Genomic DNA, 15,055 nt, shown 5'->3' with positions numbered 1-15,055 from the left:
GGGAACCGGGCGCGGCTCGTGCGCCCGCGCGTGCGAGGGTTCCCGGGAGACGCGATGGAGGAGTTGGCATGACCTGGCCCCGGCCGGTCCCGGTGATCGGTGACCGCACCCACGCCGCCGAGCGGGCCGCGGACCCGGCGGGCTGGGCGTTCGACCCGGCCACGGTCGAGGCGCTGCACGCCGTCGTGGGCGCCCGGCGCGACATCCGGCGCTACCGACCCGACCCGGTGCCAGCCGAACTGCTCCGCTCCGTCCTGGAGGCCGGTCACCGGGCGCCCTCGGTGGGCCACTCGCAGCCGTGGCGGTTCGTCGTCGTCACCGAGCAGGCCACCCGTGACCGCGCGGCCGTGCTCGCCGACCGGGAGAGGCTGCGCCAGGCCGACCTGCTCACCCCCGACCGCCGCGCCCGCCTGCTCGACCTGCAGCTGGAGGGCATCCGCGAGGCACCGGTCGGCATCGTCGTCGCCTGCGACCGCCGCACCCACGCCACCGGGGTGCTGGGCCGGGCGACCTTCCCCGACGCCGACCTGTGGTCCTGCGCCTGCGCCATCCAGAACATCTGGCTGGCCGCCCGCGCCTCCGGGCTCGGCATGGGCTGGGTGACCCTCTTCCAGCCCGCCGACCTGGCGCAGCTGCTGCACCTGCCCGAGGGAGTGGAGACCCTCGGCTGGCTGTGCCTGGGCTGGCCCGACGAGCGGCCGCCCGAGCCGGGCCTGATGCGGCACGGCTGGTCGACCCGAGCACCGCTGGACGACGTCGTCCTGTCCGAGCGCTGGCCGGGGGAGGAGAGCCCGGCCGCCCCGGTCTCGCACCTGGCCGGGCCGGAGCCGGAGGCCGTCGTCGCCGCGCGGGACACCGGCGACGACCTGCTCGCCGTGCCCGGATCGCTGGGTGTGCTCGACCGCGCCGTCGACCGGGTGCTGGCACTGCGCGGGCCGGTGCCGGAGTCGGGAACCCTGGTCGTCGCCGCCGGGCACCACCCCGTCGCCACCGCGCACGCGGTCTCCGCGTTCCCCGCCTCGGTCACCGCCGACGTGCTGGCCGCGACCCGCGCGGGCGAGTCCCTGGGCGCCGCCACCGCGGCGCAGGCCGGACTCCGGATCCGTGCGCACGAGGCGCTGCCGACCGGACCCCAGGGCGACCTGCTCACCACCGACGCCCTGACCGCCGACGACGCCGCCGCACTCGTGGCGGAGGGGCGCGCCCTCGGTCGCGAGCTCGCCGACGGCGGGCTGGTCTGCCTGGGCGAGGTGGGCATCGGCAACACGACCGTCGCCGCCGCGCTGGCCTGCGCACTGCTCGACCTGGATCCTGACGAGACCGTCGGCCTGGGCGCGGGTGCGGACGCCGCCATGCTCGACCGCAAGCGGGCCGTCGTCCGCGGAGCCCTGGAGCGGGTGCGGGCCGAGCGCGCGTCCGCCGACCCGATGAGCCTGCTCGCCGCGCTCGGCGGGCCGGAGATCGCCGTGCTCGCCGGCGTCACGCTCGGCGCCGCCGGGGCCGGCGTCCCCGTCCTCCTCGACGGGCTGGTCACCTCGGTCGCGGCCGCAGTCGCGGTCCGGCTGGAACCGGCGGCGCAGCCGGCCCTGGTCGCCGGCCAGCGCAGCCGGGAACGGGGGCACGCCGCAGTGCTCACCGACCTGGGGCTCGAGCCGCTGCTCGACCTCCGCCTGCGCGCGGGGGAGGGCGTGGGTGCCGCGCTCGCCGCGCAGCTGCTGCTCACCGCGCTGCGCGCCCGCAGCGCCGCCGGGCGGGTCTCGTGATCGGTCGTCCCCGCCGGACGCTGGTGCTCGGGGGCGCCCGCTCCGGCAAGTCCCGGCACGCCGAGCAGCTGCTCGGCCGCGCCCGCCAGGTGGAGTACGTGGCCTGCGGGCTGCCCGCCGACGGCGGCGACCCCGAGTGGGCCGCCCGGGTCGCGCTGCACCGCGACCGGCGCCCCGGCACCTGGCGCACGCTGGAGACCGTCGACCTGGTGGGTGTGCTCGGCCGCTCCGGGCCGCCGGTGCTCGTCGACTGCCTCTCCACCTGGCTGGCCCGCGCCATGGACGACTGCGGCGTCTGGACCGAGGAGGCCGGCGCCGACGAGCGGCTGGCCCGCGCTGTCGACGACGTCGTCGCCGCCTGGGCCGGCACCCGGCGGAGGGTCGTCGCGGTGAGCAACGAGGTCGGCTCCGGGGTGGTCCCCGCCACGGTCTCCGGCCGCCGCTACCGCGACGAGCTGGGCATCCTCAACGCGCGGGTCGCCGCCGCCTCGCAGCGGGTGGAGCTGCTGGTCGCCGGACTGCCGCAGCGGCTGAAGTGAGCGGCCTGCTCGCGGCGCTCGGCCTGTTCAGCGTGCTGCCGGTCCCTGCCTCCGCCCGCACGCCCGGTCCCGGGGTGCTCCGCTGGCTGCCGGTGGTGGGGCTGGTGCTCGGCGCGCTCGCGTTCGTGCCGGCGCTGGCCGTGTGGCGGGGGAGCGACGGCGGGTCGCCGCTGCTGGCCGCGGTGCTCGTCGTCGGCGGCCTCGCCCTGCTCACCCGGGGGCTGCACCTCGACGGCACCGCCGACCTCGCCGACGGCCTGGGCAGCGGCCGCCCGGCCGAGCAGGCACTGGCGATCATGCGTCGGCCCGACGTCGGCGCCTTCGGGGTCGCGGCGCTGGTCGGCCTGCTGCTGGTGCAGGTGGCCGCCCTGGGCGCGGTGCTGGCGGATTCGTGCCGGCCCGCCGGGCTGGTTGCCGTGCTGCTCGCGACGACCGCCGGCCGGGTCGGGGTGCTGCACGCGGCCGCCCGACCCGCCGCCACGGGCTCGTCGCTGGGCGTGCTGGTGGCCGGCAGTGCCTCCGCCGGGGTCCGTGCGACGGCGACCGTCCTGCTGCTCGCCGCGGCCGGAGGACTGCCGCTGGCAGGAGGTGGGAACGCGGCAGATGCGGTGTGGGCGGCTGCCGCGGTGGGAGTGGCCCTCGCGATGACCACGGCCCTCACCGCGCACGCCGCCCGGCGTCTCGGCGGCGTCAACGGCGACGTGTTCGGCGCCGTCGTGGAGGTCGGCACGGCCGCCGCGCTCGTCGTCCTCGCCGCCGGCGTCACCTGGACCTGAACGCCCCCCACCACCGCGATCGGGTACCGACAGGTCAGTCGGCCGGGAACAGCGCGCGCAGCCCGAACCGGGTCGGCCGCTGGAAGGGGCGCCACGCTCCGCGCGGCTGGGCCAGCCGGTCGGCGACGATCCACAGCACCGCCGGGTCCAGCCCCATGCCGAGGTGGCTGGCGTGCACGGCGATGTTCTCGCTGCGCGGCCCCTCCTCCTGCAGACAGGTCCGCCAGTCGACGACGCCGTCCCAGCGCGAGTACACCGATGTGCTCGGCACGGGCAGCGGCGGTGCCGGGCGCACCGACTCCACGGCCCGGAGCTTCCGGTACTCCTGGTACATCCGCACTCCCGATCCGCCGTTGCGGCGCGGCGCCACCGCGGCGAACGGGGAGCCGAGGGAGACCACCTGGCGGAGCAGCTCGGGGCTGCGCTCGGCCAGCCGACGTCCGAAGATCCCGCCCAGGCTCTGGCCCACGATGCTCACCGGCGCGCCGTGCTGGTCGGCGGTCCGCGCGAGCAGCGTCCGGATCCCCTCGACCACCTCCGGGCGCGGCCCGTGGTTGCGGCCGAGGTCCCAGCCGACCGTCGGATAGCCCAGACCGCCCAGCCAGCGGCGGATGGTCCGGGTGGACACGTCGGAGGCCAGCCACCCCGGGAGGACGACGACGGGGTGCGGTTCGCCGCGCGGCGCGAGGCGCAGCAGCGGGTAGCCGGCGGCCAGGGCGCCGGCGCTGACGAGGGCTCGGGCGGGCTCGGTGAGGGCCAGCAGGGCGTCGGCCCGCTCACCGCGGGCGGGCGCGGAGGGAGTGCTCACCGCCCCCGCATGCCCGCTCGGGCCCCGGATCAGTCGCCCGGCGGCAGCACGCGCGGGACGAACACCTCGTCGATCGGCCGCGGGCCGACGTACTGGCGGCACGTGCACGGCACCCAGCTGTGGCCCGACCAGCGGCCCCGCTTGTCGTAGGTGTCGCGACGCAGCTCCGCGTAGCAGGTGTTCGTCGCGGTGTCGTGCTGGCTCAGCGTGTGGCCGCACCCGCACAGCGGCGTCACCGGAGGCGGCGGAGCGACGGCGCGACCGCGACCGAGCCGCCCGGCCACGAAACCGACCCCCAGCAGGGCTGCGCCCACCAGCAGGCTGACCGGATCCATCCGCGTGCACCTCTTCCGAACGAGGCCTCCGACGGTAGCGCGCCCGAGGGCTCGGCAGCGCGCCGTCGATCAGGGCCGTGACCGTCCGTATTCGCCCGATCGGGGGGATTGGCCGGCGAAGCGCCCGGGCACTGCACGCTCGTGAGCACGTATGCCGTGGGGTTCGCCCGCCCCGACCGCTGGTCGGGCAGTCCGCAGAGCCAGCAGACCTACCCCTGGCACGCCGTGGAGGCGCACCGGCCGCCGGCCGAGCTGGACGGCGAGGTCGAGCTGGCGGTCTGCGGTGCGATCGTCCAGGTCTGGGGCACGCAGAAGTGGGAGCGGGTCGGCATCGGCCGGACCGGCTGCCCGGAGTGCGCCCGCATCACCGCCGTCGACCAGCGGCTGACCCGCGCCGGCTGAGTCCGCCGCCACTGATCCTCGTCCGAGGTCACCGCACCGTCCGGTGCGGTGACCTCAACGCTTCTCGGGCTTCCGGCCGCTGATCGCCGAGAGCCCGGTGATCGCCCGCCCGACGATCAACGCCTGCACCGAGTCGGTGCCCTCGAACGTGAAGACCGCCTCCATGTCGGCGAAGTGCCGTGCGACGTGGTGGTCGATGAGGATGCCGTCGCCGCCGAGGATGTCGCGGGCGTCGGCGACGATGGACCGCGCCTTGGCCGCGTGGTTCATCTTGGCTAGCGAAGCCATCGCCGCGGTCATCCGGCCCTCGTCCGCGAGCTTCGACAGCCGCCAGCACATCAGCTGCATCGAGGTGATCTCGGCCAGCATCCGGGCCAGCTTGTCCTGCACCAGCTGGAACCCGGCGATCGGCTGACCGAACTGCTCCCGCTGCAGCGCGTGGGCCAGGGCCAGCTCGTAGGCCGCCGTCGCCAGACCCAGCGCTCGCCAGGCGACCGTGTAGCGCGTGCGGTCCAGCACCTGGGAGACGTCCTTGAACGAGTGGCAGTTGGCCAGCTTGTTCTCCGCCGGCACCCGGACGTCGGTGAGCGTGATCTCGGCCTGCCACACCGCGCGCAGCGCCGTCTTGCCCGTCATCACGGTGGCCTCGAAGCCGGGGGTGCCCTTCTCGACCACGTAGCCGCCGACCGCGCCGTCCTCACCGCGGGCCCAGATGATCACGAAGTCGGCGATCGATCCGTTGCCGATCCACTTCTTCGCGCCGTTCAGCACGAAGGCGTCGCCGTCCCGGCGGGCGGAGGTCTCCAGCCCCACGGCGTCGGAGCCGTGCGCGGGCTCGGTGAGCCCGAAGGCGCCGAGCTTCTCCAGGCGGGCCATCGGCGGCAGGAACCGCTCGCGCTGCTCCTCGTCGCCCAGCAGCGCGATCGACTGCATCGCCAGGAAGCTGTGCACGCCGTTGAACGTGCCGATGCTGCCGTCGGCGCGCGCCAGCTCGGCGGCCACCAGGCCGGCGGCCATGTTGCTCATACCGGGGCAGCCGTAGCCCTCGATGGTGCCGCCGACGACCCCGGTCTCGGCGAGCAGCGGGATCAGCTCGAACGGGAACTCCGCCCGCTCCCAGTACTCGTTGATGCGCGGCAGCACCTCCTTCTCGCCGAAGGCGCGGACCCGGTCGCGGATCTCGATCTCGGCCGGCTCGAGCAGGTCCTCGAAGGCGTAGAAGTCAGGGCTCTCGGCGCTCACGACCGCGAACGCTACGACGAACCAGGGCATGCTGCCCGTCGTGCGCATCGTCCTGGCCCCCGACTCGTTCAAGGGCTCGCTCACGGCGGAGGCGGCGGCGGAGGCGATGGCGGCGGGCGTGCGGCGCGTGCTGCCGGGGGCCGACCTGCTGCTGCGGCCGGTCGCCGACGGCGGAGAGGGCACGGTCGCGGCCGCGTTGCGCTCCGGCTGGCGCGCGCGGACGGCCACGGTCGGGGGGCCCGACGGCCGGCCGGTGCGGGCGACCTTCGCCGTCGACGGCACCAAGGCGGTCCTGGAGCTGGCGTCGGCCGCCGGCATGACGCTGCTGGCCGCTCCTGCCCCGGTGACGGCGAGCACCCGGGGCGTCGGCGAGCTGCTGCTCGCCGCCCTGGACGCGGGGGCACGGCAGATCGTGCTCGGCCTCGGGGGCAGCGCCACGACCGACGGCGGGGCCGGGATGCTGCAGGCGCTGGGGGTCCGGCTGCTGGACGGCGCGGGCCGCGACCTCGGCGCGGGCGGTGGCGCGCTGGCCGCGCTGGCCCGCATCGACGTCGACGGGCTGGACCCGCGACTGCGGGAGAGCCAGGTCGTCGTCGCGACCGACGTCGACAACCCGCTGACCGGCCCCTCGGGCGCAGCGGCCGTGTTCGGGCCGCAGAAGGGAGCGGGCGCCGAGGAGGTGGCCCTCCTGGACGCCGCGCTCGCGCGGTACGCCTCGGCGCTCGCGCGCACCACCGGCGCCTGGGTGGAGCGTCGTCCGGGAGCCGGCGCCGCGGGCGGGACGGCGGCCGGCGCCATGGCGGTGCTGGGCGCCGTGGCGGTGCCGGGGGCGGGGCTGGTCTGCAACCTGGTCGGTCTCGACGACGCGCTGGCGGGCGCCGACCTCGTGGTCACCGGTGAGGGTGCGCTCGACGAGCAGACCCTGCGGGGCAAGGCGCCGGCCGAGGTGGCCGCGCGGGCGGAGGACGCCGGCGTCCCCTGCGTCGTCCTCGCCGGGCAGGTGCGGCTGGACGCCGGGCTGCTGCCCGCGGTCGCCGCGCATGCACTGACCGAGGTGGAGCCCGACCTGGACCGCTGCCTCGCGAAACCGGCGGCGACCCTCGCCGAGCTGGCCGCCCGGGTCGTGCCGCCGTTCGTGGCTCAGGAGGGGTGACCCTCCAGGTCGCCCTCGTCGCCGTGCGGCGCCTCGCGGGGTTCGCTCTGCGCCTCCAACGAGGCCTCCACCTCGGCCGACTCCTGCTCGACGACGATGTCCCGGGGCTGCGGCGTCTGGGTCATGCCCCCACCTTGGCGCAGGTGCGGGGCTCGCGCCCGCTCACGGCAGCAGCCCGCGGAGGTAGCCGATCTGCCCGAGGTGCTGGAAGTCGTCACCGATCACGCTGACCAGCCGCACCCAGAGGGTCACCGGCGGGTCCCAGCGGTCGTCGACGACCCGGTCGAGGTCGGCGTCGGTGATCCCGCGGAGGAACTCGGCGGACTGCGCGTGGACGGCTCCGGCGTACCCGGTGAGCAGCTCCGGCGACGGGATCCGGGTGGCGGCGACCTGCTCGGCGTCGAAGCCGTAGCCGGTCTCCTCCGGCCCGAACGGCAGCCCGAACCGTTCGGCCCAGCCGGCGGCGGTCCACACCTGCTCGCGGCCGGCGACCTCGGCGACGTGGTCGTCCTGCACCCGCAGCAGGTGCCAGGCCAGCCAGCCGATCGGGTTCGCGTCGGGGGCGATCCGCCGGTGGAGGTCCGCGGAGCTCAGCCGTCGAGGGTGCGCAGGAGCGTCTCGTGGATCTGGTCGTAGGCGTAGCCGTACACGTCGGAGGTCCGCATGCCCGTGGTCGTACCCGCGGAACGCGGCCCATGCCCGGGACTGGTGGGGCCGGTGGGCCGTCGGCGATGTGCATCCTCGGTGGACGGCGCTGCCCGCTCTACATTCCCCGCGTGCGGCACTCCTTCCAGGTCGACCTCCGCGGCGTCGTCGAGCTGCTGTCGTCCCACCTGTACAGCTCGCCGGACGTCTACGTGCGGGAGCTGCTGCAGAACGCCGTCGACGCCTCGACCGCGCGAGGCGGGGCAGCGACCCGGACACCGGTCGTCGTCGAGTGCCACGAGCGCCCCGGCGCCGCGCCGGTGCTGTCCGTCGAGGACGAGGGGATCGGCCTCACGGTGTCGGAGGTCCACGAGCTGCTCGCCACCATCGGCTCCTCGTCCAAGCGCGACACCCTGCTCGAGCCCGGACAGGACTACCTCGGCCGGTTCGGCATCGGCCTGCTCTCCTGCTTCCTGGTCAGCGACGAGATCCAGGTCGTCACCCGCTCCGCGCGCGGCGGACCCGGGGTCTCCTGGCGCGGCCGCAGCGACGGCACGTACGAGCTGCGCGAGCTCGCGGAGGGGGAGGGGCGGACGGAGCCGGGGACGACGGTGTGGCTCACCGCCCGGCCGGGGCTGGAGGACCGCCTGCACCCGGGCACGGTGCGCGACCTGGTCCTCCGGTACGCCGGCCTGCTGGAGCAGCCGATCCTGCTGCGCACCGCCGCTGGGGAGGAGCGACTGGCCGGCCGGCCGCTGCCCTGGCTGCACCAGGACACCGCGGGTCTGCTGGCCTGGGGCGAGCAGGAGCTGGGGGAGCGGTTCCTCGACGCCGTCCCGCTGGAGCTGCCCGCGGCCGGCCTGACCGGCGTCGCCTTCGTGCTGCCGCACAGCCCCAGTCCGTCGTCGCGGCAGCGCAACCGCGTGCACCTCAAGCGCATGCTGCTGTCCGACGCCGTCGACGGGCTGCTGCCCGACTGGGCCTTCTTCGTCCGGGTCGTGGTCGACACCAGCGCGTTGCAGCCGCTGGCCTCGCGCGAGGGCCTGTACGAGGACGCGACCCTGGCCGCCGTCCGGGAGGGCCTCGGCGCAGCGCTGCGCACGTGGCTGACCGGGTTGGCCGAGCGCGAGCCGGCACGGCTGCAGGCGCTGGTTCGGGTGCACGCCCTCGCGCTCAAGGCGCTGGCGGTGCACGACGACGAGCTGCTGCGCTTGTTCGCCCCGTGGCTGCCGGTCGACACCAGCCTGGGACGCATGACGCTGACCGAGGTCACCCGCCGCGGCCCGGTGCGCTACGCCGCGACCACGGAGGACTTCAGCCAGATGGCGCAGGTGGCCACGGCCGAGGGGATGTGCCTGGTCAACGCCGGCTACACCTACGACGAGGAGCTGCTGCACCGGCTCCCCGCCGTGCTCCCGGGTGTGGACGTCGAACGGGTGGCCCCCGAGGACCTCGCCGCGGTGCTGCGGCCGGTCGGGGAGCCCGACGGCGCCGCGGCCCGCTCGCTGGTGGCGCGCTGCCGTCCGGTGCTGCAGCCCTTCTCCTGCGAGGTCGAGGTGCGCGAGTTCAGCCCGTCGACGCTGCCCTGCCTCTACACCGCCGGGGACGACGCCCGGTTCGCCCGGGAGATCGACGGCACCGCGGAGGTCGCCGGTTCCTTCTGGGGTTCGCTGCTCGACCGCGTCGGCGCGCTGTCGGTGCAGTCGCGGGAGGCGACGCTGGTGCTGAACTGGCGGCACCCCGTGGTGCGCCGGCTGTCCGGCGCGGTGCCCGAGGACGCGCTGCGCACCGCCGTCGAGGTGCTCTACCTGCAAGCCCTCCTGCTCGGCCGCCACCCGCTGCGGGGCCGGGAGACCACGTTGCTGTCCGGCGCGCTGAGCCGGCTGATCGAAGGGAGCCTCGATGGCTCGCGGTAGGACGATGCGTCGTCTCCTGGAGCAGGCCGAGGGCATGCCCTACGGCTTCGCCCGCACTGCCACGGTGGAGGAGGCGGTGCGGGCCGCGGACGAGGCGCAGGACCTGGACGCCGCCTTCGAGGCCCGCATGGAGCTGGCCCAGGCGGCGGTCCACGGCGGCGAGCCGCAGAAGGCGCTGGTCGCCGTCACCTGGTGCCTCGGGCAGCTGGACGCCCACCCCGGCCGGTTCGAGGAGCACGGCACCTACTGGGCGCTGAAGTGGCTCCCGCCGATGCTGCTGGACCGGCCGGAGATCCCGCTGGAGGAGGTCGAGCGCGTCATCGGCGAGGCCGAGCGCCGGTACACCGCGGCCGGGGAGGGCGCCGACGCCGTCGCGAAGCTCCGCTGGACCATCCTCCGCCGTACCGGGCGCCTCGACGAGGCCACCGAGGCCTACCGCGCGTGGCGTCTCCTCCCGCGCAGCGAGTACAGCGACTGCCGCGCCTGCGACCTGTCGGCGGAGGTCGAGTTCGCGCTCGCCCAGGGGGAACCCGAGCGCGCCCTCGACGTGGCCCGGCCCCTGCTCGCCGGACGGGTCAGCTGCCTGGAGGAGCCCGGCGCGGTGATCGGCGACCTGCTCGGCCCGGTGCACGACCTCGGCCGCGCCGAGGAGGCCGAGCGCCTGCACACCTGGGGTCTGCGGCTCGTGCGCGGCAACCCGTCGCTGGTGGCGGCCCAGGCGCAGCACGCCCTCCACCTGCTGCGCACCGGCCGCCTGCCGGAGGCCTTCGGGCTGGTGGCCGAGCTCGTCGACGTCTGCGACCGCGGCCTGTTCCGGGTCAGCGACCGCATCACCGCCATCGCGGCCGCGTCGGCGATCACCGCCGCCTGGTCCGAGGCCGGCCACGGACCCCTGCCGCGCGGCCTGGGGGACCGGCCGCCCGCGCCCGCGGAGCTCGCCGCGGTCCTGGCCGCCGACGCCCGGGAGACCGCTGCGGCGTTCGACCGCCGCAACGGCACGACCCGGGTGAGCGACGACGTGGCGCGGCTGCTCGCCGTCCGCCCGGCCACGGCGGTGCCGAGCGCGCCGGCGCCGACCGAGCAGCCGACCGTCGACGTCCCGCTCGACGCGGCGGGGCTCCTGCAGCGCGCCCGCGAACCGCGGGGCAGCGCGGAGCAGCGGCTCACGGCGGCGGAGCACGCACTGGCCGCGGCACTGGAGGAGGACGACGCGGCCGCGATCGGGCGGGCCCGGCGGACGGTCGGCGAGGCGCTCCTGCGCCTGCGCAGCCTGGCCGAGGGCGCCGCGGCGCTGGACGAGGCGGCCCTCCAGCTCGGCGCCGATCCGGACGAGCAGGTGCTGGCGCTCCTCACCCGGGCCCGCGTCGCCGTCGGCCTCACCGGGGACACCGAGGACCCGACCGCCCGGCACTGCCTGGAGCGGGCCCGTGCCGCCGCCGAGCGCAGCGCCGACCGGGACCTCGCCCGCGGCCTGGTCCGGCTGCTCGAGGCGGAGTGGGCCGTGCTCGAGCTCGGGGAGGACGCGGGCGAGGAGGCGAGCGAGGTGGGGATGGCCGAGTTCTCCGAGGCGCGCAGCCTGCTCGCCGGGCACCCCGACGACATCCAGGACGCGTGGAACACCGAGGCCTTCGCGCGCACCGTGGTCGGCGACCTGACCGGCGCGCTGGCCGCCGCCACCGCCTCCTGGGAGCACGCGCAGCGGTCGGGGAAGGCCGTCGACCGGCGGGCGGCCGCCGAGGTGCTGCTCCCGCTGCTGGGCGAGCGCGGAGAGCTCGACCGCGTGGTCGAGGTCCTCGCCGCCGCCGAGCGCGCGGAGGCCGAGCTGGGCGACTTCCTGGAGGCGGCGAAGGCGGCCGGGAGCCGGACGGAGCTGCTCGGCGAGCTGGAGCGCCACGAGGAGGCGCTGGCCGCCGCGTGGAGCGCCGTCGACCACTGCGGCCTCGCCGGGGACCGTACGGCGGCGGCCTGGGCGAGGCTCGCGGTCGCGCGCGCCCACCGCGTGCTGGAGCAGGACCAGAGCGCCTTCGACCTGCTCTCGGAGCTGGTCGAGCAGGCGGCGGAGGACGGCGACCGGGAGCTCGAGGGCGCCGTGGCGCTCGACCTGGCGCTGCTGCACGGCGAGTTCGGGTACGTCGACGACGCCCTGCTCAGCGGTGAGCGCGCGCTGCGCTGCTTCGGCCGGGAGGACGCCGAGGCGCGCTGCAAGGTGCTGCGGACCCTCGCCCGGGCGCACGAGGCCCGCGGGGACATGAAGGAGGCGCTCGCGGCCGGGGAGTCCTTCCTCGCCGAGCTGCCCCGCGTCGAGGACGAGGACCTGGTGGCGCGCTTCCGCGAGGACCACGCCGACCGGCTGGTGCGGGCCGGTCAGCCCGACCGGGCCCTGCCGTTGTACGACGCCGCCCGGGCGACGTACGTGGCCGCCGGCGCGGTCGAGGACGTGGCGGTCCTCGACCTGGACCGGGCCCGGGCGCTCGCGGGCATGCGGTTCACCCCGGACGCCTGGCGGGTGGCCGGTGAGGTGCTCGCCGTCGCCGAGCGCGAGGGCCTGGCGGCACTGCGGGCCGACACCCTGTGGTTCCTGGCCACGATCCTGGAGCCCGATGCCGGACGCTTCGACGCCGCGCTGCGGGCGTACGAGGAGGCCGGTGCACCGCCGGAGCAGCTCGCCGAGCTCGCCGCCCAGCGCGATGCCGCGCTGGGTGCGGGCCGGTCCCGCTGGCGCCGGCGGTGACCCGGCTCAGCCCCGCAGCTCGCGGCGCAGGATCTTCCCGGTCACCGTCTTCGGCAGCTCGTCGATGAGCTCGACGATGCGCGGGTACTTGTAGGCGGCCATCCGCTCCCTGCAGTGCGCGATGAGCTCCTCGGGCGTGGTGCTCGCCCCCGGCTTGAGGCTGACGAAGGCCTTGACCGTCTCGCCGCGCTTCTCGTCGGGGACGCCGACGACCGCCGACTCGCGCACCGCCGGGTGCTCGGCGAGCACGTCCTCGACCTCGCGCGGCCAGACCTTGTAGCCCGACGCGTTGATCATGTCCTTCTTGCGGTCGACGATGAACACCCAGCCCTCGGGGTTCATGAAGCCCACGTCGCCGCTCTTCAGCGCTCCGCCCGGGAGGTTGGCCGCCGTCTCCTCGGGCTTGCCCCAGTAGCCGGCGACGACCTGCGGGCCCTCGGCGACGATCTCGCCGATCTCGCCCAGGGGCAGGTCCTGCCCGTCGTCGCCCTGGATGCGGACGATCGTGCTGGGCGCGGGGACGCCGACGGAGAGCGCACCGGAGGTCGGGTCCACCGGTGACGGCGAGCCGAAGGGCGTGACCGTCATCGGCGACGTCGTCTCGGTGAGGCCGTAGGCGTTGTGCACCTGCGTGCCGGTCGCGGCCCGGAAGCTCTGCTCGGCGGTGGGGGAGATGGCCGCCCCGCCGGAGTAGATCGAGCGGAACGAGGCGAAGTGGTCACGCGTGAACCCGGGCGCGTTGAGCAGGGCGGTGAACGCGGTGATCGCACCGATGGTGAAGGTCGGCTGGTGCTCGGCGAACGCGTCCAGCACCACCTGCGGCTCGAACCGGTAGGCCAGGACCAGCGGCGCCGGCGCCAGCATGCTGACCGCGATGTGCCCGATCAGGCCGGTGATGTGGAACAGCGGTGCGATGCCGAAGATCGCCCCGCCGTCGGCGCCGGCGTGCACCCAGTCGCGGTAGACCTGCGCGGTGAAGACGACGTTGCGGTGGGTGTTCATCGCGCCTTTGGGCACCCCCGTCGTCCCCGAGGTGTAGGTCAGGAACGCGACGTCGTCGGGGGCGAGCTCGACCGGTGGCGGCGGGGTGCCGCGGTGCTGTGCGATGAACTCCGCGAGATCGGTCGTCCCTTCGTGCCGCTGGCGGCTGACCCCGGCGAACAGCCGCTCGTCGTCCCTCGTCTGGAACTCCAGCTCGCTGGTGGTGAGCACCAGCTCCACCCCGGTCCCCGGGACGACGTCCCGGGCCACCTGGTCGTAGAGGGCCTCGAGCGAGACCAGCACCTTCGCGCCTGAGTCCTCCAGCAGGTAGGAGAGCTCCCGCGTGCGGCTCATCGGGTTGATCGAGACCATGACGCCGCCGGCCTTCCAGGCGGCGACCATGGCGATGACGAACTGCGGCACGTTCTGCAGGTAGACCGCCAGCCGGTCACCGGGCGCGAACCCGGAGGCGAGCAGCCCGGTGGCCAGCCCGTCGCTGAGCTCGTCGAGCTCCCGGCGGCTGATCACTCCGTCGAAGTAGCGGAGGGCGTCCGCGCCGGGGTCGCGGGCGACCCCGGCGCGGAACATCTCCAGAGCGTTGCCGAACTCGACGTCGTAGTCGGCCGGCTGGTCCCCGTAGAGCGCCAGCCAGGGGCGCTCGTCGTAGGCGCTCATGGCCGCGGGGCTACTTGATGACGACCGGGTTGACGGGGGTGCCGGCGGCCTTGGCGACCTTCAGCGGGGCGGCGACGTAGAGGAACGCGTACTGGCCGTCCTCGGCGCAGTCGGCGGCCAGCTGCTCCAGGTCGGCGATCTCGGTGAGGGTGACGCCGAGGTTGCGCATGAGGGCGTTGTGCAGGACCAGGGCGACGCCGTTGTTCGGGTCGATCGTGACCTCGTTGGCGATCGTGTCGGTGACCAGGTTGGGGATCTCCATGTCCTGGAACCACTGCACCAGCTCGGGGCTGTACACCAGGCCCGGCTCGTTGAAGCCCTCGTAGAAGGCCTCGCCCTGGTCGTGGAAGAGCTTCAGGAAGTTCGTCCGGATGATCAGGATGTCGCGCTTCTCGATCGGCGTCCCCTGGGCCTGCGCGCACGCGACGAGGTCCTCGTGGGTGAAGGTCTCGCCCTTGTCGAGGGTCTCCTTGCCGCGGAACCGTGCCATGTCCAGCAGCACCGCCCGGCCGACGACGCCGCGCTGGGCGATCGGCTCGACGCTGGCCTTCTCCAGACCGCCGACGGTCGTGCGGGCGTCGTAGCCGTTCCAGATCTTTCCGTCGTACCAGAGGTGGCCCAGGGCGTCGTACTGCGTCGAGCCCTGCAGGTAGGCGTCGATCTTGTCGTCGGCGTAGTGCAGGCCGCCGGGGTACTCCGCCCCCTTGCCGCCCTCGTCCCAGTCGCTCTCGTCGAGGACCTGCGTGCGCACGGCGGGGGTGCGGCCGGGCCAGACCGGGTCGCCCTTGGGGTCGCCGATCAGCCGCTGGAGCGTGAAGACCTTGCCGGAGCTGACCAGCCTGACCGCGGCCAGCACCTGCTCGGGGCCGAGGTAGTTCAGCGCGCCGACCTCGTCGTCCGGACCCCACTTGCCCCAGTTGGTCGGTGAGTTCTCGAGGAGGTCGCCGATGTAGGGGGCTGCGGGGGTGTCGGTCACGGGGACCCTCCAGACGGACGTGCGAACGGGGAACGTCCGCACATCATCACGCCCCCGGTGTGGTGTCAATCACGACCATCTGAGAGGTTCGGGGGGCACGTCGACGACGTCGG

At 75.3% G+C, this 15,055-nt stretch carries 14 protein-coding genes; 7 read left to right on the top strand and 7 right to left on the bottom strand.

The genetic code is table 11. The features are described from left to right. The first annotated feature begins 68 nt into the window (after positions 1 to 68). The 3 genes from bluB to DQ237_RS14485 are packed head-to-tail and all read left to right on the top strand — an operon-like array spanning position 69 to position 3,078. Positions 69 to 1,763 carry a 5,6-dimethylbenzimidazole synthase gene (gene bluB / locus DQ237_RS20525; RefSeq protein ID WP_113800857.1) on the top strand — a complete coding sequence of 565 codons (1,695 nt, stop codon included), beginning with the start codon at positions 69 to 71 and terminating at the stop codon, positions 1,761 to 1,763. Further along, positions 1,760 to 2,302: a bifunctional adenosylcobinamide kinase/adenosylcobinamide-phosphate guanylyltransferase gene (locus DQ237_RS14490; RefSeq protein ID WP_166509624.1), complete on the top strand. Its 543-nt coding sequence runs from the start codon at positions 1,760 to 1,762 to the stop codon at positions 2,300 to 2,302. Before bluB ends, DQ237_RS14490 begins: the two co-directional genes overlap by 4 nt. Continuing rightward, positions 2,299 to 3,078: an adenosylcobinamide-GDP ribazoletransferase gene (locus tag DQ237_RS14485; protein WP_113800856.1), complete on the top strand. Its 780-nt coding sequence runs from the start codon at positions 2,299 to 2,301 to the stop codon at positions 3,076 to 3,078. The genes DQ237_RS14490 and DQ237_RS14485 overlap by 4 nt, the downstream gene beginning before the upstream one ends. A 34-nt stretch (positions 3,079 to 3,112) precedes the next feature. On the opposite strand, the gene DQ237_RS14480 is transcribed toward DQ237_RS14485, so the two are convergent. Then, complete coding sequence (locus tag DQ237_RS14480) at positions 3,113 to 3,886, bottom strand: triacylglycerol lipase (protein WP_205730226.1); 774 nt, start codon at positions 3,884 to 3,886, stop codon at positions 3,113 to 3,115. Positions 3,887 to 3,915: 29 nt separating this feature from the next. Beyond that, entirely contained in the window at positions 3,916 to 4,221 is a 306-nt protein-coding gene (locus DQ237_RS14475; RefSeq protein ID WP_113800855.1) for a hypothetical protein, read from the bottom strand. Positions 4,222 to 4,362: 141 nt separating this feature from the next. Between DQ237_RS14475 and DQ237_RS14470 the strand changes: the two genes are divergently transcribed. Further along, complete coding sequence (locus tag DQ237_RS14470; RefSeq protein ID WP_113800854.1) at positions 4,363 to 4,623, top strand: hypothetical protein; 261 nt, start codon at positions 4,363 to 4,365, stop codon at positions 4,621 to 4,623. 54 nt (positions 4,624 to 4,677) lie between these two features. On the opposite strand, the gene DQ237_RS14465 is transcribed toward DQ237_RS14470, so the two are convergent. Beyond that, positions 4,678 to 5,865 (bottom strand): acyl-CoA dehydrogenase family protein, encoded by a 1,188-nt coding sequence (locus DQ237_RS14465; protein ID WP_113800995.1) that lies wholly within the window; start codon positions 5,863 to 5,865, stop codon positions 4,678 to 4,680. 40 nt (positions 5,866 to 5,905) lie between these two features. On the opposite strand from DQ237_RS14465, the gene DQ237_RS14460 reads away from it, so the two are divergent. Then, positions 5,906 to 7,018: a glycerate kinase gene (locus DQ237_RS14460; RefSeq protein ID WP_240619645.1), complete on the top strand. Its 1,113-nt coding sequence runs from the start codon at positions 5,906 to 5,908 to the stop codon at positions 7,016 to 7,018. Here DQ237_RS14460 and DQ237_RS19770 read toward each other — a convergent pair. Together DQ237_RS19770 and DQ237_RS14455 are read right to left on the bottom strand one after the other, a co-directional pair. Next, the gene (locus tag DQ237_RS19770; protein WP_166509622.1) at positions 7,006 to 7,143 is read right to left on the bottom strand and encodes a hypothetical protein; all 138 of its coding nucleotides are present in this window, start codon (positions 7,141 to 7,143) and stop codon (positions 7,006 to 7,008) included. The two genes, DQ237_RS14460 and DQ237_RS19770, sit on opposite strands and share 13 nt — an antisense overlap. A gap of 37 nt (positions 7,144 to 7,180) precedes the next feature. Then, positions 7,181 to 7,585: a DinB family protein gene (locus DQ237_RS14455; RefSeq protein ID WP_369832223.1), complete on the bottom strand. Its 405-nt coding sequence runs from the start codon at positions 7,583 to 7,585 to the stop codon at positions 7,181 to 7,183. Between the two features lie 209 nt (positions 7,586 to 7,794). Between DQ237_RS14455 and DQ237_RS14450 the strand changes: the two genes are divergently transcribed. Together DQ237_RS14450 and DQ237_RS14445 are read left to right on the top strand one after the other, a co-directional pair. Continuing rightward, the gene (locus DQ237_RS14450; RefSeq protein ID WP_113800853.1) at positions 7,795 to 9,579 is read left to right on the top strand and encodes an HSP90 family protein; all 1,785 of its coding nucleotides are present in this window, start codon (positions 7,795 to 7,797) and stop codon (positions 9,577 to 9,579) included. 4 nt (positions 9,580 to 9,583) lie between these two features. Then, entirely contained in the window at positions 9,584 to 12,310 is a 2,727-nt protein-coding gene (locus tag DQ237_RS14445; protein ID WP_113800852.1) for a hypothetical protein, read from the top strand. Positions 12,311 to 12,316: 6 nt separating this feature from the next. Here DQ237_RS14445 and DQ237_RS14440 read toward each other — a convergent pair whose 3' ends face one another. Both DQ237_RS14440 and DQ237_RS14435 read right to left on the bottom strand, forming a co-directional pair. Beyond that, positions 12,317 to 13,966, bottom strand: coding sequence for an AMP-binding protein (locus DQ237_RS14440; RefSeq protein ID WP_113800851.1), 1,650 nt, complete (start codon positions 13,964 to 13,966; stop codon positions 12,317 to 12,319). Positions 13,967 to 13,976: 10 nt separating this feature from the next. Then, entirely contained in the window at positions 13,977 to 14,942 is a 966-nt protein-coding gene (locus tag DQ237_RS14435) for a cyclase family protein (protein ID WP_113800850.1), read from the bottom strand. Positions 14,943 to 15,055: the final 113 nt, after the last annotated feature.

Source organism: Blastococcus sp. TF02-8, from assembly GCF_003319175.1.
In the GTDB taxonomy this organism is placed as follows: Bacteria; Actinomycetota; Actinomycetes; order Mycobacteriales; family Geodermatophilaceae; genus Blastococcus.
The sequence above is the reverse complement of the archived record's forward strand: the minus strand, read 5'-3'. Positions and strand labels throughout refer to the sequence as shown.

Coding starts and splice junctions, on each gene's coding strand:
- bluB (WP_113800857.1), top strand. CDS start 69: ATGACCTGGCCCCGGCCGGTCCCGGTGATCGGTGACCGCACCCACGCC.
- DQ237_RS14475 (WP_113800855.1), bottom strand. CDS start 4,221: ATGGATCCGGTCAGCCTGCTGGTGGGCGCAGCCCTGCTGGGGGTCGGT.
- DQ237_RS19770 (WP_166509622.1), bottom strand. CDS start 7,143: ATGACCCAGACGCCGCAGCCCCGGGACATCGTCGTCGAGCAGGAGTCG.
- DQ237_RS14440 (WP_113800851.1), bottom strand. CDS start 13,966: ATGAGCGCCTACGACGAGCGCCCCTGGCTGGCGCTCTACGGGGACCAG.
- DQ237_RS14445 (WP_113800852.1), top strand. CDS start 9,584: ATGCGTCGTCTCCTGGAGCAGGCCGAGGGCATGCCCTACGGCTTCGCC.